At 48.9% G+C, this 20,921-nt stretch carries 16 protein-coding genes; 6 read left to right on the top strand and 10 right to left on the bottom strand.

The genetic code is table 11. The features are described 5' to 3' along the window. Nucleotides 1–125 precede the first annotated feature (125 nt). Nucleotides 126–1,058: a sterol desaturase family protein gene (locus LN737_RS13010; RefSeq protein ID WP_405519471.1), complete on the top strand. Its 933-nt coding sequence runs from the start codon at nt 126–128 to the stop codon at nt 1,056–1,058. An 80-nt stretch (nt 1,059–1,138) separates the two neighbouring features. Here the strand turns inward: LN737_RS13010 and LN737_RS13005 are convergent, their stop codons facing one another. The 4 genes from LN737_RS13005 to LN737_RS12990 form a co-directional block, all read right to left on the bottom strand. Beyond that, a complete protein-coding gene (locus LN737_RS13005) occupies nt 1,139–2,902 on the bottom strand; it encodes an ABC transporter ATP-binding protein (protein WP_405519469.1) in 1,764 nt (587 codons plus the stop codon). Further along, nucleotides 2,886–4,640 carry an ABC transporter ATP-binding protein gene (locus tag LN737_RS13000; RefSeq protein ID WP_405519467.1) on the bottom strand — a complete coding sequence of 585 codons (1,755 nt, stop codon included), beginning with the start codon at nt 4,638–4,640 and terminating at the stop codon, nt 2,886–2,888. Before LN737_RS13000 ends, LN737_RS13005 begins: the two co-directional genes overlap by 17 nt. Before the next feature lie 104 nt (nt 4,641–4,744). Continuing rightward, complete coding sequence (locus LN737_RS12995) at nt 4,745–6,703, bottom strand: SPFH domain-containing protein (protein ID WP_405519465.1); 1,959 nt, start codon at nt 6,701–6,703, stop codon at nt 4,745–4,747. A 223-nt stretch (nt 6,704–6,926) separates the two neighbouring features. Next, nucleotides 6,927–8,363, bottom strand: coding sequence for a BamA/TamA family outer membrane protein (locus LN737_RS12990; RefSeq protein ID WP_405519463.1), 1,437 nt, complete (start codon nt 8,361–8,363; stop codon nt 6,927–6,929). A gap of 131 nt (nt 8,364–8,494) precedes the next feature. On the opposite strand from LN737_RS12990, the gene LN737_RS12985 reads away from it, so the two are divergent. Both LN737_RS12985 and LN737_RS12980 read left to right on the top strand, forming a co-directional pair. Beyond that, nucleotides 8,495–10,024: an MFS transporter gene (locus LN737_RS12985; protein WP_405519461.1), complete on the top strand. Its 1,530-nt coding sequence runs from the start codon at nt 8,495–8,497 to the stop codon at nt 10,022–10,024. Nucleotides 10,025–10,119: 95 nt separating this feature from the next. Then, nucleotides 10,120–11,067, top strand: coding sequence for a carbohydrate kinase family protein (locus LN737_RS12980; protein WP_405519459.1), 948 nt, complete (start codon nt 10,120–10,122; stop codon nt 11,065–11,067). A gap of 46 nt (nt 11,068–11,113) precedes the next feature. Here LN737_RS12980 and LN737_RS12975 read toward each other — a convergent pair whose 3' ends face one another. The 4 genes from LN737_RS12975 to lgt form a co-directional block, all read right to left on the bottom strand. After that, the gene (locus LN737_RS12975; protein ID WP_405519457.1) at nt 11,114–11,740 is read right to left on the bottom strand and encodes a transposase; all 627 of its coding nucleotides are present in this window, start codon (nt 11,738–11,740) and stop codon (nt 11,114–11,116) included. 89 nt (nt 11,741–11,829) lie between these two features. Beyond that, nucleotides 11,830–13,464 carry a M1 family metallopeptidase gene (locus tag LN737_RS12970; protein ID WP_405519455.1) on the bottom strand — a complete coding sequence of 545 codons (1,635 nt, stop codon included), beginning with the start codon at nt 13,462–13,464 and terminating at the stop codon, nt 11,830–11,832. Between the two features lies 1 nt (nt 13,465). Further along, on the bottom strand, nt 13,466–15,622 hold the full coding sequence (locus LN737_RS12965; RefSeq protein ID WP_405520399.1) for a S9 family peptidase: 2,157 nt from the start codon (nt 15,620–15,622) through the stop codon (nt 13,466–13,468). Nucleotides 15,623–15,773: 151 nt separating this feature from the next. Next, the gene (gene lgt, locus LN737_RS12960; RefSeq protein WP_405519453.1) at nt 15,774–16,634 is read right to left on the bottom strand and encodes a prolipoprotein diacylglyceryl transferase; all 861 of its coding nucleotides are present in this window, start codon (nt 16,632–16,634) and stop codon (nt 15,774–15,776) included. Nucleotides 16,635–16,798: 164 nt separating this feature from the next. On the opposite strand from lgt, the gene yidD reads away from it, so the two are divergent. The 3 genes from yidD (at nt 16,799) to LN737_RS12945 (ending at nt 18,029) form a co-directional block, all read left to right on the top strand. Continuing rightward, nucleotides 16,799–17,008: a membrane protein insertion efficiency factor YidD gene (yidD, locus tag LN737_RS12955; protein WP_405520397.1), complete on the top strand. Its 210-nt coding sequence runs from the start codon at nt 16,799–16,801 to the stop codon at nt 17,006–17,008. A gap of 132 nt (nt 17,009–17,140) precedes the next feature. Next, nucleotides 17,141–17,518: a co-chaperone GroES gene (locus LN737_RS12950; protein WP_405519451.1), complete on the top strand. Its 378-nt coding sequence runs from the start codon at nt 17,141–17,143 to the stop codon at nt 17,516–17,518. A 22-nt stretch (nt 17,519–17,540) separates the two neighbouring features. Further along, nucleotides 17,541–18,029: a DUF4174 domain-containing protein gene (locus LN737_RS12945; protein ID WP_405519449.1), complete on the top strand. Its 489-nt coding sequence runs from the start codon at nt 17,541–17,543 to the stop codon at nt 18,027–18,029. 121 nt (nt 18,030–18,150) lie between these two features. Here the strand turns inward: LN737_RS12945 and LN737_RS12940 are convergent, their stop codons facing one another. Together LN737_RS12940 and LN737_RS12935 are read right to left on the bottom strand one after the other, a co-directional pair. Further along, nucleotides 18,151–18,867 carry a hypothetical protein gene (locus LN737_RS12940; protein WP_405519447.1) on the bottom strand — a complete coding sequence of 239 codons (717 nt, stop codon included), beginning with the start codon at nt 18,865–18,867 and terminating at the stop codon, nt 18,151–18,153. A 55-nt stretch (nt 18,868–18,922) separates the two neighbouring features. Continuing rightward, complete coding sequence (locus LN737_RS12935; RefSeq protein WP_405519445.1) at nt 18,923–20,893, bottom strand: sialate O-acetylesterase; 1,971 nt, start codon at nt 20,891–20,893, stop codon at nt 18,923–18,925. Nucleotides 20,894–20,921 lie beyond the last annotated feature (28 nt).

Here is a 20,921-nt window from a genome sequence, read left to right as displayed (position 1 = left end):
TAGCTTTTATATAACTTTTCATACAAAAGACTAAATTTATTTAATCCAGTTAAGCGGTTTTCCAACGGAAAGTTGTAGTATGGGTTGATAATTGTATCACTCCCTTTAGCTTACCAACTATAGTTATGCTTCTTTTCTTATTCGGTGCAGATCCAATTTCGTTTGATGACGTACACAATCTTGAGAAAAACATACCAAATATTATACTGTGGGCAGTACCCGTCATGCTGTTCTTCACAGTGATTGAAATGGTCATTACGTATTACCAGGAAAAAGATTTCTACGAGAAAAAAGAAACGATTGGTTCGATTCTCGTGGGCCTGGGTAATTTAGTTGTTACCGCAGGGCTCAAGCTAGGCTTGCTGTACTTGTGTATCTGGATTTACAACCTGATTCCCTGGCGCATGGAGCTACAGTGGTGGACATTAATTCCCTGCTATATCATCTATGATTTCTTTAGCTACTGGGCGCACCGGGTTTCGCATGAGCAGCGTTTCTGGTGGGCCACGCACGTCGTTCACCACTCCGGCGAATTCTACAACCTGACTGTTTCGTACCGTTTAAGCTGGATTCAGCACCTGAAGATTATATTCTTCTTGCCGGTCGGTTTCATGGGATTCCACCCGATTATTTTCTTCGTGACCAACCAAATTGCGGTCTTATTCCAGTTCTGGGTGCATACCGAATACATTCGTCGTCTGCCTGCCTGGGTCGAGTATATTTTCGCCACGCCCTCCAACCACCGGGTGCATCATGGTTCGCAGGAGAAATACATCGACAAAAACTTTGGCGCTACGTTCATTTTCTGGGACCGCATGTTCGGTACGTTCCAGCCTGAAGAAGAACCCGCGATCTACGGTATTACTACGAATATTCCGAACAAAGCCAATCCGTTCTTTATCAATTTCCACGAGCTGACTGATATGGTTAAGGATGTTCGGCAAGCCAGAGGGATGCGCAAGAAACTATTCTATATTTTCGGCAGTCCGATAAAAATCGCGGAAGAGAAAAAACGGCAGGAAGTTCAGCAAACGGCCGACATCGAAGTACCGGCTTAGGCATTGGTCATTAGTTGTTAGTCATTGGTCACTGGTCATTAGTTGTTCTATCACTAATGACCAGTGACCAATGACTAATTTTAACTCACCCGTTTTCCGTGCAGAAGCATGTCCACTGCATCGCTGAGCGAACCGGCGCGCGTAACCTGACCGGCGTTAATGAAGAAAATCTCGTCGGCGGTTTCGATGGTGTTCAGCCGATGTGCGATGATAATACGGGTGGTACTTTCGGACAGATTTTGCAAAATTTCTTCGAGCAACTGTTCTGTTACGGTATCGATGTTTGCCGTTGCTTCGTCCAGAATCAGCAATTCCGGATTACGTAGCACGGCTCGCATAAAGGCGATCAACTGTTTCTGACCGAGACTTATGGCATCTCCGCCCGTCTGCACTTTTGTATCCAGTCCTTCGTCAAAGCGTTCCAGTAAACCTTCCAGATTTGCTTCCCGAATTACCTCGACCAACTGGTTATTGGCATGATGCTGGTACAGTTCGTTGCCATACAGAATATTTTCCCGAACTGTTCCTGTAAACAGAAATGGCTCCTGCAGAATAAACCCAATTTTGCGGGTACGTTCTTCCGGGCTATACGAACGGATGTCTTTCCCATCCAGCAGAACGGTTCCACTGGTAGGATCGTAAAGCCGGGCAATAAGCGACGCTGTTGTAGTTTTTCCGCCACCCGTCGGGCCGACCAGAGCATACGTTTTACCCCGCTCCAGTGTAAAACTGATGTTGTGAAGCACTTCATGACCGTTCGGATAACCAAAAGACACATTCTGAAACGACAAAAGCGATGCTGTAGGCAGTGTCAGCGGGTTTTCGATGGTTTGTAGATTAGTCTGCAACGCCAGCAAGTGCGAGATGCGGTCCCAACCTGCCAACGCCACCTGAAAATTGGCCCATAATGCAGCCAACTGCCGGAGAGGGTTATAAAAATTGGTGACGTAAGACAGAAAACTGATCAGCAAACCAACCGTAAAACGACCGGTAGCGATCAGGTAGATACCATACGTCAGCACGATAAGCTGGCCAAGGCTGGCTGCCAGGCTGTAAACCGGCATGAATACGTTATTGGCAAGGCCCGCTGCTACGGCAGTCCGGTAATTCTGCTGATTGATTTCGTCGAAACGTTTACGGAAATAATCACGCCGGTTGAAGGCGATGATGACTTTAAAATTGTTCAGGCTCTCCTGAATTTCAGCACTCATGTTTCCGACACTCTTCAAATTGACTGCATTTTTACGCTTTACCCATGCCGAAGTGGCCTGCGTAAAAACCCAGATCAGAATAGCGGGTGATAACGTAGCAGCGCCAAGTGGCAGATTGATCGAAAGCAGAAAAATACCAGCGCCGATCATCGTAAAAATGCTACCCACAAACTGCATCAGCGACTGCGAAAAAAATTGATTCAGCTTATCGGTATCATTATTGATGCGGGAGATCAGATCACCGGCTTTATTCTGGTTGAAGAACGCGACGGGCAATTCCTGCAATTTGTTGAACACCGCATTCCGAAGTCGAAACAACGTACGCTGCCCTACCTCCCCCATCAGGCGAGTCTGGAGATAGTTGGTACCGAACGTAATGCTATACATTCCCAGCAAGATACTACCATACAGCAGCAACCCCTCAAATTGTTTTGTTTGAATATACCTGTCAACGGCACGACCAACCAACACAGGCCCCAGCATGTTCAGGCTTGAATTGATGAGGAGCGCGAAAAAGGCAAGTGTCAGCGTTTTTCGCTCATCTTTGATCAGGACCAGCAGCTTGCGCAGCGCCTGATACGTAGCGTTTTTCGCTTCTTTCTGGCCGACAAACTGATTAAGATCGTAGTTCATATTGACTCGTGCTACGCTGTGATTGATAGATCTGAACGTATTCCGGACTGACTGCCAGTAGTTCCTGATGGGTTCCGCTGGCAATCACTTCCCCTTCCATCAGCAGAATTATCTGCTCATAATCCTCAACGGAAGCGATTTTCTGCGTTACGGAAATCAGTGTCATATCCGGGTAATTCTGCTGCACATTGGCTAGAATTTTCTGCTCCGTGCTGGTATCAACACGCGCGGTAAAATCATCCAGCAACAACACTTTTGGATTAAGCGCCAGTGCCCGCGCGAGCATGATACGTTGTTTCTGCCCGCCCGATAAACTACTGCCCCGCTCCGACACAACGGTTTGCAGCTTGTCGGGTAACGATTCTACAAACTCCTGCAATTCAGCCGTCGCGATGGCTTTATCAAGCGACGCATCCGTTACGGATTCGCTAAAGGCGATGTTCTCCCGCAAGCTGAGGTTGAAAATGATGCTATCCTGAAACACAAACCCGACTTGCTGATGAAAAGCATCTTCATCATACGTATCAATGGTCCGGCCATCATAAGTCACACTGCCTGATGTAGGCTCGATCAAGCCAGTCAGCAGAAATAAAAGCTGGCTCTTTCCGGCAGCAGTTGGACCAACAATAGCCGTACGGGAACCCGCTTTTACCGCAAACGTAACGTCGTCTAAAACCGCTTTATCACCATAATAGACGGATACGTTCTGAAGCGCTACGTCCCCTTTTAGGGCCATGTCAACGGTACCTGTTTTTGCTATTTCGGGGGCTTGCAGCACTTCATTTACACGCTGATACGACGCCGATGCCTGCGCAATAACGCTGCTCATGAAGCCAATAATGATGATCGGAAAAATCAGCAGCGCCAGATACGTATTGAACGCAGCAAAATTTCCCAGCGACATATCGTCCGAAATAACAAAATGACCACCCAGCACCAGAATCGTTAATCCGGCCATACTAGCCGTAAACGAAATGACCGGGATAAGAGTCGCAAACAGACGCAGAATGGCAATTCCGATATCTTTGGCATTGGTATTGGCCGCCAGAAATTTATCGTATTCGAGCTGCTGGGAGTTGATCACCCGAATCAGTGCTGATCCCAGAATGCTTTCGTTGATGACCTTGTTGAGCCAGTCGATTACCTCGCGACTCTTCAAAAACAATACCCGTACTTTCTTGAGTACCAGGTAAAACGTAATACCAATAATGGGTACAATACCCAGTACGGCCAACGCTAGTTCCCAGTTGATGCTGATCAGCAAAATACTGGCCCCGATAATCAGGCATAAGGAAGAAGCAATCGAGACGATGGCCTGCGAGACAAACGTTTTAACCGAATCAATATCTGAGGTCAGATTGGTTAACAGCCGGGATGGATTGGCCTGCTGAATGTAGGCAAAACTCTGTCGTGAAATTTTATCAGCGAGCTGCGTGCGTAAATCACGGGCTACGCGTTCAGAAGCGCGGGTTTGTACAATGCTTTGCAGATACGAGAAAACAAAAATCAGTAAAGCCGCAGCCGTAAATTCAACAATCGTCGTTTGCAGTACAAACCGACCAGCGCTGTACGCATCAATGCCCCGCGAAATGATCAGCGGCAGAACCAGGTTTATTCCATTGCTGATCAGCGCGAGCAGAATAAGCAGCAGAATTATTCTGGAATATGGTTTTAGCAGGCCCAGTAAAGGCGATGGAGCCTTTTTGCGAGGTTCCTGCTTCGGGGTAGCTTTATCCATGGTTGTGTTGTCTGTGGAGCTCCTGATTACGGAGAATAGGAGTACCAAAGGTAGGCAAAACAAAAAAAGGCTGACACCTGAGTATCAGCCTTTTTAACCGGTTTTTAACTTTCCTTGGGTTTTTCCGGCGACTTGATTATATCCACGATTTTAGTGGATTTGCCGGTTTTCCGTTCTTCAATCTGTTCAAGAAGCTGTAAACCCATCAATCCATTTAAAGACCCCTCAGAGCTATTACCCGTACCATTAATAATGATATCAGGAATAACCCGAATTTGCCCCTTACCAATCTCTTCGGTGATCTTGAATCGGGTAAAGTTTTCGTCACCCATTGCGCGTACCTGTAGCTCATAAGCTTCGGCAGTCGAGCGGCCGATGGCCAGAATTTTCTCAGCTTCGGCCGTACCCGTTTTGGCGATACGTTCGGCTTCGGCATCGGCCGTCAGTTTGGTAGCCTCTGCATCGGCAGCCGCTTGCCGACGACGTGCTTCGGCATTGGCTTCCGCCCGGATTTTGGTGGCTTCTGACTCAGCTCCAACCTGCAATTTCAGGCTACGGGCTTCCCCTTCCGATTTTTTCACGGCAGCATCGGCAGTGCGCTGGGCAATTTCAACACTTTGCTGAGCTTTCACCACTTCGCGCTGAATATCAGCCAGTGCCGTTTCGCGCTCCATACCCTGCCTTTTTTCCTGAGCCATACGTTGCGTTTCGTAGGTCTTTTCTTCCTCCTGCGCAATTTTCCGGTCGGTGAGGGTTTTCATCAGGCTATCGGGCGGAACAATGTCGCCGATCAGCGTATCGACCGCATTTACGTTGTAGACCTCCAGAACGGCGCGGATGTGTTCACGAGCGGCCTCCTGACGTTCTTTCCGCGTGCTCAGGAACGCAATTACGTCTGAATCCTGCGCTGAGTTCCGGAAATAGTTACCGATGGTTGGCTCCAGCACCTGCGATACCAGATTGGTCATACTCCCAAACCGGGCAATTACTTTAGGCGCTTCGGCCGATGGAATATGAATAATCTGCGCTACGTCGAGGTTGAAAGGAAAACCGTCTTTCGAGCGCACCGTAATGGTCGATAAGTTGCGGTCGAGTGCGTGGGCCTCCGTACGGGCATTGGCCCAGTTCAGTACCAGATTCGTTGTTGGTACACCTTCTACTTTCATTGTATACGTATTGATCGGATATTTACCTGGTCCCAGCGGTTCCATCCATACACCCCGAAACCCACGCCGAACGATGTTGCCGTGTTTGAATGACTCGCCTGTCAGGTCCTCGCCATCCTCGCCAATGTACGAAATCACTACGCCTACATGGCCAATGGGTACTTCAGTCATCGGAATTTCCTCAATCTGTACAGCCCACGGATTGATGTAGTACGAACCCGCCAGCACGACCTGCGGCTGAAGCCCCCGATTGCCGCCATTTTGCAGGAAGAAATCAACATTCTGAAAGTTATTATGCCCCTCGATGTTCTTACCGGCAATCTGGCCCGGCTGCAAGGGTGCGCCATCAAGCGTTGTAATAATCCCGACCATGTTTTCTTTGATGACGGTCATATCGGCAATCGTAATGGTAAAGGCGTACGGATTAATCCGATACGTTCCGGGTGTCAGCACAGCCGTTTGCCGACCTTTCTGGCCACCCGTATTCAGGAAACGCTCTGTATCCTGAAAGTTGTCGGAATCGACCCGGCGGGCCAGAATATTACCCGTTGGTAGTTCAACGCCATCATTTGATAAGACGAGGCCAATCTTTCCTTCGGGCACAACAGTAAATGGCTGCATCGTAATGCCATATTGCCAGGGCCACATCCACCAGTACAACCCTGGCGCCAGGGTTTGAGCCTGATAACCAGCCTCGCCTTTCGTGGCAATGATACGTCCATCGGGTAAGCCTCGGTCCGTACCGACGAGCACGTATTTTTTGGTAACAAGTCCAATCCGGTCTTCGGGCACAATAACCATCCCGAACAAAAAACGCAACACCCATTTGTAGAGTATTACGGCGAAAAAGAGCAGGAGTACCCAGCCCCAGGTCGAAACAAGCGGTAAAAATTCCATGAATAATACAGCGTTAAATGGTTAAGAAATGAATTGTGATTTGATTTGGGTGCGTTCGCCCACTACGCAGAGAATGAAGACAGTAGACCTACATGGGTGTAGAAATTTTGTTGTCACTTGACCCGTCAAATGTACGGGAAAGCTTAGCCTTAACGTACCAGAATTAGGATGATTGGTTACGCAATAACCAAATTGTGCAGGGGTATTGATGAGTGGAAACGCGTTACAACTCCTGAGCCAGATTAAAGAAAAAACCTGTTTTGCCCTGTGCATTAATGGTACCGCTGAATCGCATAACCAGGTTGTAAAACGTAACGAGGTCAAGGCTCATGCCTGTGCCAAGAAGTAAGCGATTGGCTAATTGACTTTGATACTGTTCGGCCACCGTACTGCTTACGTAGCCAGCATCGGCAAAACCAGTCAGGTAAATGGAAATCGGCACGGTGTTAAACTGACGAATATGGAGCCAATTCAGTTGCTTTCGCGTATTTACTAATTGATACCGAATGCTGTTTCGCCAAATTGCTGTTCGTTGGCCATCTATTACGTACAATTCGTAGCCCCGAACCATGTCACTGGAATTACCCAGCCCGCGCAGATTAAAATAAGGCTGACGCGTTGGCCAGGTTGACCGGGCACGCAAATTTCCGGCTGCATAAAAACGCCCTCCTAATGGCCAGTAGCGCGTAACCGACGCTCCGATATCCAGAAAATGAAAATTATCGGTTGGCAATAAACCCGATACACCGACCCCTGCCGAAAACAACGTACCGCGCAGTGGATATACGACGTTATCGCGCCGGTCGTATCGGTAGTTATAACTCAGCGACATGAACTGTTGGGTTGTCTTGCTATCCAGAAAATAGTCTGGATTTAATTGAGCGACCGTATCGGCAATCGTGTTGCGGTTGTACCGGACATCAAGCGTATGGTAGTGGTAAAGTCCCCGTCGATGAGTAAGAACAGCCGCAGCATAAGCCCGTTCACGTAGTACATTTTCCGATTTGGCATACACCCATTTATCGAACTGCGTCCGATACGGAATTTCCTTATTCGTCTGGTACGACACATCGACCCGTAAGCCGATTTTTTGCGCTTTGTCAATATAAGGGATTGAATAAGAAACGACCGCACGCTGTAGAAACCCTAATTCGATGGCAAGCTGGAGTCGGTCGTTATTTCCCGTTACGTTCCGATAGCTAAGGCGTCCGCCGTAGATGACCCGGCTAAAATCGCGCCCCCGATCATACCACCACTCATTGAGATTCCGATCGGCCAAATCAAACACCGGGTAAGCGATCAGATACCAGCGCTCCTTCATAATGACCGTCAGATCAAGCTGGGCCAACTGCGTCGTATCGTCGGAGGGCGTAATTCGCGTTTCAGTATCTACCGTAATAAATAGAGTGGTATTGTTGATATTACGCTGATCCCAGGCTACGCGCTCTGGAAGTTCAGACAAGCGTACGGAATCACCAACATGCAGCGTCATCTCCCGAAGTATAATCCGGTCACGTGTCCGGTAATTGCCTTTTAACGTAACAGAACGCACCACAACTTTCTGTGCCGAGTCGACCGAAATACTGGCAAAGACGGATTGAGAAGCAAGTAAAAATACCGTCAGTATCCAACCAACGATGGGCCACTTTTCGGGAAACATTCTCAAAAATACGTCTTTTCAAAAAAATAAGCCAAGAATTTCTCTATATCCTGCAAATCAGTAGTATTATTGTTAGCTAGTGTAAGCTAGTACGTAAACCCTATGATGATTTTATAAATATACGACAATCCATGCAAACGGGAAGTGTTCAAAAGACCTCCACGAAGGCCAAACCCAGCTTAAGCTTCTGGCAAATCTGGAATATGAGCTTCGGCTTTTTGGGGATTCAATATGGCTTTGGCCTGCAACAAGCCAATATGAGTCCTATTTATCGCTACCTGGGCGCCGACGAAGCCTCTATACCAGGTCTTTGGCTCGCTGGACCGCTGACTGGTCTCTTGCTCCAGCCGATCATTGGAGCCGTTTCGGATAAAAGCTGGTCGCCACGCTGGGGCCGACGAAAGCCCTTTATCCTGGCTGGTGCCTTGGTGGGTAGTATAGCGATGATCTTTATGCCTAACTCCTCATTTGTTTGGATGGCAGCGGGGCTGATGTGGATGCTTGATGCGGGGCTAAATTCAGCCATGGAGCCTTTCCGGGCGTTTGTGGGCGATATGCTAAACGACAAACAACGCCCTACGGGCTTTGCCATCCAATCGTTTATGGTTGGTTTCGGGCAAACCCTAGCCAATCTGATGCCTTATTTGCTGCCTATTCTGGGTATATCGATGGTCATGTCGGAAGATCAACTGGCGAATGGGATTCCAAACTCGGTACGTTATCCATTTTACATTGGCGCTGCGGCTATCCTGATCTCGGTATTCTGGACAATCCGTACAACGAAAGAATATCCACCCGTCAACGACAGTTACAAAGACGTGCATGTTTTTACGGAGGAAGAAAAAAAGTCGATTTCGTTCTGGCACCTGGCGTTAGCTTTAGGAGGAGCTATTCTGGCTTTCTTTTTTGCGGCACGTATCGGTGGTCTGGTAACAGGGGCACTGTGGGGAGTAGGCGTACTGGTAGGCAGTTACCTGTTTCTAATGCTTCCTATTTTTAAGGAAATACTGGCTTCGCTTTCGGCCATGCCAACCGTAATGAAACAGCTTTGGTGGGTCAAATTTTTTACCTGGTACGGGCTACCGCTGATGTGGCAGTATCTATCACTGGCAGCGGCCAAATACGCGTTCAACGCTCCGGATACAATATCTAACAAAGCTGGTTTTGAAGAAGGTACCAAATGGGGAGGTCTTTGCTTTGCGATGTTCAGCATCTCCTGCGCCGTTATTTCGGTCTTTATTCCGCGCATTGCCAAGGCCATCGGCAGTGCAAGGGCTACCCACGCTCTGTTCCTAACGATTGGGTCGATGGGCTTCTTTCTTACCCTTACTTCCAATGATAAACTGGTCTATCTTGTTGGGATGACGATTATCGGCTTTGCCTGGGGGTCTATCATGTCGATGCCCTACCTACTACTGGCGAGTGCCGTTCCCAAAGAACGTATGGGCGTTTACATGGGCATTTTCAATGGTTTTATCTGCGTGCCACAATTTATTGGGATGCTTACTGTACCCCTTTATTACAAACCCCTTCTGGGCGACGATCCCCGTAACGCGCTTGTGCTGGCGGGTATCTGCCTGTTGCTGGCAGCCGCTTCCTGCTTCCTGGTCAAAGAATCCAGAAAGACTGACGAAGCCACCATCCCAATTGAACTCGGTTGAAAGTAGGCTTAATTCTATTGCTCTTTTTAGTCTTCTGATTAGTTTTCAGCGTGAAACGGCTTCATACGGAAAACTAATCAGTGTATTCTTATTAAATGACAACGTCAACACGCCCATACGCTCTGCTTTCTGTCGGCGAATTACTGGCTGATTTTATCGGCCACCATGTGACAAGCAGCTTAATCGACGCGCTGGATTTCCGTCGATACCAGGGCGGTAGCCCAGCCAATATGGCAACCAACATGGCCCGACTTGGCGAAAAAGTGGCGCTGGTCTCCTGCGTTGGCAATGATAGTATCGGAAAGTACCTCGTCCGGCAAATTGAAGAATCAGGTGTTGATACCCAATTTATTACGGCTGATCCGCTGGAGCCAACAACCATTGTTGTCGTTTCGCGCACAGCTGGTACACCCGATTTTGTCGCCTATCGACATGCCGACTGTCAGCTTAGTTCCGAACAACTCCCCGATTCGTTGCTGGCTCAGACAAAGTTGTTCCATACAACCTGTTTTGCCCTAAGCCAACAGCCTGCTCAGGACGTTATTATCGATGCCGCCCGGCGAGCGCAGGCAGCCGGTTGTCAGGTTTCCATTGATGCCAACTACGCCCCTAGCATCTGGCCCGACCGCCAACAGGCCTGGCGCGTGCTAACCAATTATTTTGCATCAGGCGCAATGGTGAAAGTCAGTTCAGACGATATAGAACGACTCTACGGTGAGCCGCAAACACAGGAGCGGGTTCTAAACGATTTTCATCAAATGGGAGCTTCTATCGTCTGTCTGACGCTTGGCCCCGATGGCAGTCTGGTATCCTATGATGGCGGGGCTAAACAGGCAAGGGTTCCTGGCAAGAAAATTGATGTTGTAGACGTAACGGGTGCGGGTGATGCGTACTGGGCGGGGTTTCTGACAGCCCATCTGGATGGTTACGCTCCTGGCAATTGCGCTCGTGCTGGAGCTACTATGGCTAAAATGAAACTAACGCGACAAGGGCCACTCCCCGACAAAGTTGACCGCAAATCACTGTATACACAGTTTGAATAGAAACAGAGAAGGAGTTGCTTTAGCAACTCCTTCTCTGTTTCTATCTTTATTTCATTGAACCTAGTTTATCAAGGTCTATATCTTCAAGCGCTTCTTTGAGCTTATCCATACTGACTCCCCGCCCTTTGGCGGTCACAATAAACCGCTTGTTGACCAGCACAGCAATTTCTCCGTCTTTATTGGCATTGTCGTATTTCTCGTACGATTTATTATCACCCATTTTACCGGTTTTCTCGTAGCCGTTCTCGGTTTCTTTATCCACCTCAATCATCGACCAGGCAGCCAGCCCCATCATCATGGCAGTACCGCCCCCGTCAACAATCGATAACTCAATCGTTTCACTACTGTCATCGTTGGAATACTTGCCATTGGCCGTGGAGATGGTAAAACCAGCCGCACCGTTTTTCTCACCGGTAGCCTCTTTACGCGCCAGCCCATCTGCATCAGCCGGAAGTAATTCTTTCAGTGACCGAAAATCAACGGTTTCAACAGGGCCATTTTTGCCCATCTCTTCGGCTTTAGCTGCCATTTCTTTCAGAGCCCCCACAGCACCTACGGCCGATACCGATTCACCATCTTCGTCTTTTTCCTCTTCTTCTTTCTTTTCTCCGCAGCTCATCATCAGCGTAGCCGAAAGGAGCCCTGTTAAGATCAGGTTTAGGTTTTGTCGCATAGTTTTTTGTACAGATAAGGATGGGAATGAATAAACCAAAAGCAAGCTACATTTTCCAGTCACAAAATGCACGACTTATTGAGTAAACGTCACTCGCTAATATGCTTACAAAGCACGTAATAGTTTGGATCGACAGTCAACGTAGTAGCGCCATCAGCGGGTATCGTTTTCCACTGCATCGTTGGCTGTACCGGACGAAATGGGCCCGACTCACCCAGGCATAGCTTCACGGGCATATCGAATCCCTTGATGCAGTTCGTCCAGCGATACCGGAATTCTTTGCCAACCAGTTCATATTCAAGTACAGGTATTTTGGTATTGCGCAGATACTGATCGAAAACCGGTTTTAGATTCAGGCCCGTTTGCTGAATCATGTACTGTTCAATCTGCTGCGCCGTTACGGTCTGATGATAAAACGTTTTGTTCAGACCACGTAGCAACTGCCGCCATTTAGTATCGTTGCCAACCAGTTGCCGGATCGTGTGCAGCATATTTCCGCCTTTGTAGTACATATCGCCCGACCCCGAATGATTGACATTGTAAATGCCAATAATGGGTTTGTCGTTACGAATCAACGCCCGGCAACCGATCACGTACTGCGCACCGGCGCTTTTCCCGTAGTAATATTCCGTAAACAGACACTCTGAATAATTCGTGAAGCTTTCATGAATCCACATGTCGGCTACGTCTTTATACGTAATGTTATTGGCGAACCACTCATGCCCCGACTCGTGAACGATGATAAAATCCCACAAGAGCCCCCAACCCGTTTGCGACAGGTCGCGCCCTAAGTAGCCATTCCGGAAGCGATTGCCATACGTTACCGAACTCTGGTGTTCCATCCCCAGGTAAGGCGTTTCAACCAGTTTATAGCCATCTTCATAAAACGGGTACGGGCCAAACCAGTACTCAAAGGCTTTCAGCATTTTGGGCACCTGCTGAAACTGCACCTTTGCCGAGTCGAGATGTTCAGGAAGTACGTAATAAGCAAGATCAAGCTTGCCTTTTTCTCCGTCGTAGGTTTCCGACCAGTGTTTATAACGGGCAATGTTGAGATTGACACCGTAGTTATTGATCGGATTTTTGACGTACCAATCGAAGGTGCGGGTATGGTCGGCGTTGGTGGTTACTTTTCGCAAACGCCCGTTCGATACGTCGGTCAGATCTTCGGGAACCGTTACGCTGATAGCCATTGAATCGGGCTCGTCGTACATATGGTCTTTGCAGGGCCACCACGCACTCGCCCCCAATCCCTGGCAGGCTGTAGCAATAAACCAGTTGCCTTCTCTGTCGTGTTTCCAAACCAGGCCCCCATCCCAGGGTGGGCGTTTGGCGACGCGGGGCTTTCCGCTGTAAAAGACCGTAATGGCTTCATTCTGGCCGGACTTCTGCGCTTTGGTCAACGTAACAAAATACGCGTTGCCATCCTGCCGAAAATTGAGCGATTTACCATCCTGTTCAATGCGTTCTACCCGTAAAGGCCGCTGCAAATCTACCTGTAGGGTCTGCGCCGGTTTCAGAACCCGATAGCGAATCTCGGTCGAGCCGCTCAACGTACTGTCCGTTGGCTGAACACGCACCTTCAAATGATAAAACGTTAGATCCCACCACGACCGCTCGGGCGTAATTGTTCCCCGCAACGTATCGTCGTGGGTAAATTCATAATGCTGCGCCGAAGCCATAAAGGGCAAAAGCAGCAGACAAAGCGTCAGCAGTCGGATCATGTTAGCGCGGGCCAGGCGGGCAGTTTTTCAGTAAATAATTTGTATAAAGCGTTTGCAGATGAAGGCGTGTACCTTCTCCTTCCGAAATACCATGCGAACGGTTCGGATAAGGCATCATCTGAAATTGCTTGTTGTGTTTCACCAACTCGTTTATCAGCACTTCCGCATTGTCGTAATGCACATTATCGTCGCCCGTTCCGTGAATATAAAGCAGGTTGCCTTTTAAGTTTTTTGCGTGCGTAACCGGCGACCCCGCTATAAAATCTTCCCGATTTTCCTGCGGAATGCCCATGTAGCGTTCCTGGTAAATATTATCGTAAAATAACTGATTTCCAACGGCGGCAATCGCAATACCCGTTTTGTAAATGTCGGGGTACTGAAAGAGCAGATTCAGCGTACAGGAACCACCTCCGCTCCATCCCCATACAGCCACGCGGCTAGTATCGATATAGGCATGCTGGGCAAACAGTTTTTTGGCGCCCATTGCCTGATCGCGAATGTTGATACGTCCTATTTGCCGGTAGATCGATTTACGCCAGGCAGCACCTTTTAGGTTCGGTGTACCCCTATTATCGAGGGCGACGTAGAGGTACCCGGCATCGGCCATATTTCCGCGAAAAAGAAAGTTACTGCCTACTGAAAAAACATCATTGACCGTACTGCCAGCCGGTTCGCTATATACGTAGAAAACAATCGGGTATTTTTTTGTACTGTCGAAATTAGTTGGTTTGGCCATCCAGCCATCTACCGTTACACCGTCGTCGGTGGTCAGATTGAAGTAACTGACATTGGATTTGGCAACGGGTTTCATTCGCGACGCAATACTTTCCTGCGCATTCACGGGCTTATGGTCGGGCAGTGTTATCCACTCCAGCGCGGGTGGCGTCTGGTAGTTTGTGAACGTATGGCGTGCCAGCCGCCCGTTCGGAGAAACGGTGTAGCCATGTGTCCCGGCCAGATCGGTGGGTGTTACGCGCTCGGCTTTCCCCTTGCCATCCAGACGGGTCCGGTACAGATACCGCTGGTTGGCGTTTTGTGGCGACGCGATGAAATAGATCTGATTGGTGGGCTCATCGATATGGCTAATTGTTTCGATATCATACGAACCGGGAGTGAGCAGGGTTTCTTTTTTGCCATCGACACTTAGCCGGTAGAGATGCCGCCAGCCGTCTTTTTCCGATACCCAGATAAACTCTTTCCCGCCATTCAGCCATTCCCATCCGCTCGGATCATCATTGTTCCAGCGCTCTTTGCCATCAATCCAGGCTTTATCCGTTTCGGTGTAAATGGACGTAACGGATCGCGACGTTACGTTGCACACAAACACCTTGCATTCGTTCTGCTTACGGTTCAACTGCTGGACGATTACACCTCCTCCCGCAGGCAGCCACTCCATCCGCGTCAGGTAATGCTGCTGCGGATCGCCGGGAATGTTTAGCCAGCTGGTGCTTCCTCCCAATACAGCAACAATACCGATACGCGCCGGTGACGGCGATTCACCTACTTTGGGATACTCAACCGGTACTACGTGCGAATACGCCGAATCGGTGGTGTTCAACATCAGATAATCACGAATTTTGGTCGCGTCTACCTGCCAGTACGCAATCTGTTTGCTGTCGGGACTCCACCGAAACCCATCGCGACATCCGAATTCTTCTTCGTAAGCCCAGTCGAACGTACCGTTAATCCGTTTGCGGGTTCCATCGGTTGTTAGTTGGGTTGATTTGCCGGAAGCTACATCTTCAACAAACAAATTGTGCTCGCTGACATAGGCTACGCTACGTCCATCCGGCGACAATTTGGCATACATCAGCGACTGCGCTGGCTGGTTTTTCCCGAGTTTCCGCGCCTGCCCCGATGAGCGGTTCACCAAGTAATAATCACCCCGCGTATTGTATCGCCAGACGCGGGCCGTGTTGGTAAAAATCAGAATGTTCGTGCTGTCGGGCGTAAAGGCAAAGTCCGTAACCGCCATGATCTGACTGCTGCCCGGATAATGCAGTTTATCACTCGGCAGCAAAACCGTTTTACGACCCGTCCGGATATCCGTCCGGACGAGTTCAGCCCGTTCAGCTGCTACGTAGGCATTTCCTTCGGCAGTCCAGTGCGTTTGCCGGCCGGGTACCTGAGCTTGTGCCGTGCAAACAGCCAGGCTTATAAAAAGTACAGAAAGTTGTTGACGGAGACTAAAAAGAGATGGTTTCACAGAGTAGTTGACGTATTGGCAATAACGAATTACCAAAAATAAGTCATTTCTGTGGCACCATCTCCAAAAGAGGCAGAAGCCGGTAAAATTCTGCTACAACCCGCTACGGCGTCGGCTCTTTCGACGGATCTTTTGCGGGAATAACAACCGGCGTCCGATAGCTTCTGACAACGAAATAAATACCCATCAATACGGCAGGTATGCTCAGAATCTGTCCCATATTCAAGGCCATGGTGTTTTCAAAAGCGACCTGATTTTCTTTCAGGTACTCATAAAAAAAGCGTAGCGAAAACACCCAGATCAGGAAAATCCCAAGCATACTGCCTCGTGGGGTTTTCTCTTTATAATGATTCCAGAACCACAGCAGAAAAAAGAATAACACCAGACACGAAAGCGATTCATAAAGCTGCGCCGGATGGCGGGGCACGATGAAGGGTTCACTAAGTCCGCTGTAATCGGCTTTTGTGAAAATGAATGCCCAGGGAACATCCGTCGGGCGACCAATGATTTCGGAATTCATCAGGTTACCAAACCGAATGCAGGCTCCACCCAGGGCTACCACAATAACAATCCGATCGGTTACCCAGAGAAACGTCTGGTTTGTTAGTCGGCTTTCCTTCCGGCGCGAATACAGCCAGAGTGCCGTCAGAATACCGATCGTAGCCCCGTGGCTAGCCAAACCCGCAAACGGGGGCGTAATGACCGTTAGTGGATGATGCAGCAGGACATCGGGTTCATAGAATAGAAAATGACCGATACGCGCCCCTAGAATGGTAGAAACAACCATATAAATCAATAACGTATCGGTATCGCTAACGGGCTTACCTTCTTTCTTGAAAATGTAGCTCATAATCTGCATGCCAATCAGAAAACCCATGGCAAACAGCAACCCATACCAACGTACTGAGAACGAGCCAATATGAAAAATTTCGGGATTTACTTCCCAGATAATGTATTGAAGCATAAAAAAATAGTTGCAGATTCCACGCTCAAGGTATTGATTTTCAGGCTCGACAATTAAAATTCAGAACTTGAAACGCCGACCCTAAAACGGTGCATTTAATAACGGTGAACAAAGATACGTATTGCCGGAAAGTTTTTGCCTCTTTTGGTGTTTATGGATGCATGATGACGTCAATTCTGATCGGGCTAGTGAAGGTTTATCAGGCCATTGTATCGCCTTATTTCCCGAATGCCTGCCGCTATACGCCTACCTGCTCTCAATACACAATCGAAGCGATTCGCAAGCATGGCGCGATACGGGGAGGCTGGCTTGGTCTGAAACGAATCAGCCGCTGCCATCCGTGGGGCGGGGATGGCTACGATCCGGTACCGTAATCGTCGCATCAGTCGGTCAGTTTATCAGTCAGTTATCTGGTCATACTGACAACTTGACCCGATTCATTATTCAGCCTGATTTTTGCCGGATTAACTCACCGACTCACTAACTCATTACTCCGTACTATTTGTATGCTTGGAATAACCGCTGACAATAAACTCAAACGCCTGATTGTCGTTGGCGACCGGGTGCTGATAAAACCCAAAGACCCATCCGACCGTACGTCCAGTGGCTTGTATCTGCCGCCAACGGTGCAGGAAAAAGAACAAGTCCAGTCAGGATATGTTATTAAAGTGGGGCCGGGCTATCCGATTCCGGTTCCGACGGACGATGAACCCTGGAAAGAAACCGAAGAAAAAGTGAAGTACATGCCGCTTCAGGCTCAGGAGGGTGACGTAGCGCTTTATCTGCAACGTAACGCCATTGAGGTTCAGTACGAGGGCGAACAGTACGTTATTGTTCCGCAGGCGTCGATTCTCATGCTGGAGCGACTGGAAGATTTGTCATAAAACCCGACTTGTCGATACACCGATGAGTCGACTGTTGAAAAAACTGCGGCTTCCTAACACAGAACGCAAACACTATGCGACATCATTGGTTGTTGAGTCTGACAGTCCTGCTAATGGGACTTACTTTTTTATGGAAAGCGTAGCGAATCAGCAGAAGTCGCTCAAAGCGATACTGCATGAAAAAAAAGACCACCGACGTGTACTACTGCTCTATGGCCGCGATGACACCCAGCACTACCTTATTGAGCAGCAGGAAGCGCTAATCGAACAAAAAGACGGGCTTGCTGAGCGCGATCTTGATGTGTTGGTGCTGGTTGCCTCAGAGGTGTCAGAACCCGACCGTCAGTTTTTAATGCATGACTACAAGCTTGTTCCGTCTGATAGTTTTGCCGGATGGCTTATTGGCAAAGACGGCGGCATTAAGGAGACCTATAAAAAACCTGTTTCAACAAAGGATCTGTTCAAATCAATCGACAGTATGCCCATGCGAAAACAGGAAGCTAAACAGTAACTCGAACCGCACGGGCGGCCCCGCGGGATTTATGTGATTTTTCTGACTGACTATGATTTTTATTGGCCGTTTTCTTATAAAACAAAATCATAGTCGGTCGAAAAAATCACATAAATCCCGGTTACTGACTCTCCAGATACTTCAGCACACTGGCTAATTCGGACCAGGACTTAAGCTTTAATTTTTGGTTGGCTACGTAGCGCTCAATACGTTCGGCGTATTGCGGAAAAACGCTCAGTAGTGATTTTTTGCTTACGAAAATCGGCTTCATGTCTCCGTCCGACAACTTCTCGAAATAATTTTCAGCAGGAGGTTGCACCCTGGCTACCCAGACGTAATACTCTTCGCGTTTTTGAAACGTTTTCTTCCCAAAGTCGTTGTTCATCTGCTCCGTATTGGTTTTTATATCGGCAAATACGTAGCGAAGAAGTTTGGCTTTACGCCCGTTGAACAGCACCTGATAAAAACTGTCCGGTGTTCTCGTTTCAGTAGCTGGAAATCCCCGGTGAAAATACATCGTGTCGGGTTCGAGAATCGCAAACTCCATGACACCGTTGGTCGGTGTCAGAACTCGGTTTCCTTCAATGTACTCCAGCTCGCCTGTGTAAGCATTGTACCGTAGTCTGGCAGGCACGCGTTTCGTGTTATACATCAGCCATCCGTTCTGCGCCGAATCATTCGGTACGTAAGGCGACCCCTCAACACCTTTATACGGAGAGAAACCCGGAGCTGCAATCCGGATGCTCCGACTCAGTCCGTATTCAACAGCCGACTGGGCCTGCACAGACGTACAGACTATCAAACTACACAAAACGACAATACCGATTCTGGAGAGCATTGTAGCGTGATCTTACGAATCTTTTTGTTCGCCTATAAATATACGCCTGCCAATTTTACCGCTCACCAAATTTTGCCGCTTCGGTAATTCCTTTCCACGTATCGGTGCGGAAGGGTATAGCCGGAAACCCCTCCTGATTGTACAGATTGTCGTCAATGTTGTCGTCGGCCCAACCGAAGCGAACAGCTACTGGAGCAGCGACAGAATCGGAATGAACCGTAACGGTATTCCCCTGAAGGTCGGCTTTTGCGTAATAAAATTTCTGATCGGCCCCGGCCACTTCAAACCCTTTTAGGTAGCCGTACTTATCGTTTATCACCAAACCCCTGCCCGCATTCCGGAATGTCACGATCGCCTTATTTCCGTCAATCGTCAGTTTTTCGAATTGCGGTCCACGCGACGGTTCATTTGCGCTTGCTTCAGTTTTCTGATAGACTACCCGCATGGCTTCAGCTGCTAATCGACGACCCACATCCAGTTTGTTTTTCGGGTGAATGTCCGATCGCTCGCCAATGTCCGACGTAACAGCCATGCCTGTATTGGGCAGTTGAAGCGTCATTGTCTGAGCTTCGCGAAGTTCGGCCCAGGTGCTTCCTTTTCGGCTATCGCCATTGGCCGCGTTGAAACTGGCCAGTTGAACAAACAGAAACGGAAAATCGTAGCCCCAGTGCTGCCGCCAGTCCTGAATCATAAGTGGAAACGTTTTGCGATACTGATAGGCCCGCCCTGCATTCGACTCACCCTGATACCAAATAGCTCCTTCAATGGCATATGGAATCAACGGGTTGAGCATGGCGTTGAACAGTTGCGTTCCGTACGTATTCGGACCAGGCTTGTATGATGAAGCAAACACATTCGCCAGCCGGTATTTCCACGGTCCTGATAATGGCACATCAACGTCGTCGCCGGAGAGAGAAAGCTGGTCAGGCCGCCCCATAAGGCCACCGGCACCACCTGTATCGGTAACTCGAATGGCAACCACATTACGGCCGGGTTTTAGTAAACCATCGGGTACGGCGTATTCGCGGGCTCCTCCCCCTTTTTTGCTTCCAATCAACTGCCCATTCACAAACGTTGAATCCTTATCATCAACAGAACCGATACGTAGCGTGATTTTTTGCAGCTTCTTTCCTTCCGGAATCATTATTTCTTTCCGAAACCAGACGACACCATCTACGGTCGGCAAACCGCCCCACTCCCAATCGCCGGGCATATTCATCGACTTCCACTGGCTATCGTTGGCATCCGCAGCGGCCCAGGTTTGCTCTTCGGCGGCTGTCGGCAAATTGCCCTGCTGCGTTTTGACCAACTCTTCCGAACGCTCTTTTCCGCTGCGGATCACCTCGTCGATGGAAGCCGGTAGTTTATTGGCAACCGAACGTAATTCATCACTGCTGTTCATGGCCTCACGGCTGGTCCACGTTTCGGAATGTGTACCGCCCCACGAGGTGTTAATAAGTCCGATCGGTACGTTGAGTTCCTGCTGAAGCTGCTTGGCAAAAAAGTACCCAACCGCCGTAAAAGCGGGCGCGGTTAGCGGACTGCACACAGTCCAGCTTCCTTCGAAGTTATCGTTTGGGGTCAGACTAACCTCTTTTTTTACGAGCAGTTGCCTGATAGTTGGGTAGTTGGCGGTTTTAATTTCCTCTTTGCCATTGGACGCGGCAATCAGCGGCCACTCCATATTCGACTGCCCCGAACAGACCCACACTTCGCCCATCAGCACGTCGTCGAACGTAACGGTGTTTGTTTTTCCTTTCACCAGCATCTGATAGGGCCCACCCGCTTCCATCGGATCGAGTGTAACCCGCCACTTGCCGTCCTTGCCTGCTTTTACAATTTTTGTCTGGCTGTTGAACGTAACGCTTACTTTTTCGCCAGCGTCAGCCCATCCCCATACCGGCACTGCTTTTCGGCGTTGCAGAACCATGTGGGAGCCGAAAACATTCGGCAGACGTACCTCAGCGAAAGCAGACTGAATCGCGAGTAGGTAAATAAATACGACTCCCCATGTCAAACGTTTCATACGCATTCTGGATTTAAGGACTACCTTG

It is taken from the genome of Spirosoma sp. KNUC1025, assembly GCF_045160025.1.
In the GTDB taxonomy this organism is placed as follows: Bacteria; Bacteroidota; Bacteroidia; order Cytophagales; family Spirosomataceae; genus Spirosoma.
This window is presented reverse-complemented; position numbering and strand designations above follow the sequence as displayed.

Bases quoted from the DNA above. Each gene is read 5' to 3' on its own strand.
- LN737_RS12950 (WP_405519451.1), top strand. From the start codon at position 17,141: ATGCTTGGAATAACCGCTGACAATAAACTCAAACGCCTGATTGTCGTT.
- LN737_RS12995 (WP_405519465.1), bottom strand. From the start codon at position 6,703: ATGGAATTTTTACCGCTTGTTTCGACCTGGGGCTGGGTACTCCTGCTC.
- LN737_RS13005 (WP_405519469.1), bottom strand. From the start codon at position 2,902: ATGAACTACGATCTTAATCAGTTTGTCGGCCAGAAAGAAGCGAAAAAC.
- LN737_RS12940 (WP_405519447.1), bottom strand. From the start codon at position 18,867: ATGCTCTCCAGAATCGGTATTGTCGTTTTGTGTAGTTTGATAGTCTGT.
- LN737_RS12945 (WP_405519449.1), top strand. From the start codon at position 17,541: ATGAGTCGACTGTTGAAAAAACTGCGGCTTCCTAACACAGAACGCAAA.
- LN737_RS12970 (WP_405519455.1), bottom strand. From the start codon at position 13,464: ATGATCCGACTGCTGACGCTTTGTCTGCTGCTTTTGCCCTTTATGGCT.
- LN737_RS12985 (WP_405519461.1), top strand. From the start codon at position 8,495: ATGCAAACGGGAAGTGTTCAAAAGACCTCCACGAAGGCCAAACCCAGC.
- lgt (WP_405519453.1), bottom strand. From the start codon at position 16,634: ATGCTTCAATACATTATCTGGGAAGTAAATCCCGAAATTTTTCATATT.
- LN737_RS13000 (WP_405519467.1), bottom strand. From the start codon at position 4,640: ATGGATAAAGCTACCCCGAAGCAGGAACCTCGCAAAAAGGCTCCATCG.
- yidD (WP_405520397.1), top strand. From the start codon at position 16,799: ATGACGTCAATTCTGATCGGGCTAGTGAAGGTTTATCAGGCCATTGTA.
- LN737_RS12980 (WP_405519459.1), top strand. From the start codon at position 10,120: ATGACAACGTCAACACGCCCATACGCTCTGCTTTCTGTCGGCGAATTA.
- LN737_RS12935 (WP_405519445.1), bottom strand. From the start codon at position 20,893: ATGAAACGTTTGACATGGGGAGTCGTATTTATTTACCTACTCGCGATT.
- LN737_RS12990 (WP_405519463.1), bottom strand. From the start codon at position 8,363: ATGTTTCCCGAAAAGTGGCCCATCGTTGGTTGGATACTGACGGTATTT.
- LN737_RS13010 (WP_405519471.1), top strand. From the start codon at position 126: ATGCTTCTTTTCTTATTCGGTGCAGATCCAATTTCGTTTGATGACGTA.
- LN737_RS12975 (WP_405519457.1), bottom strand. From the start codon at position 11,740: ATGCGACAAAACCTAAACCTGATCTTAACAGGGCTCCTTTCGGCTACG.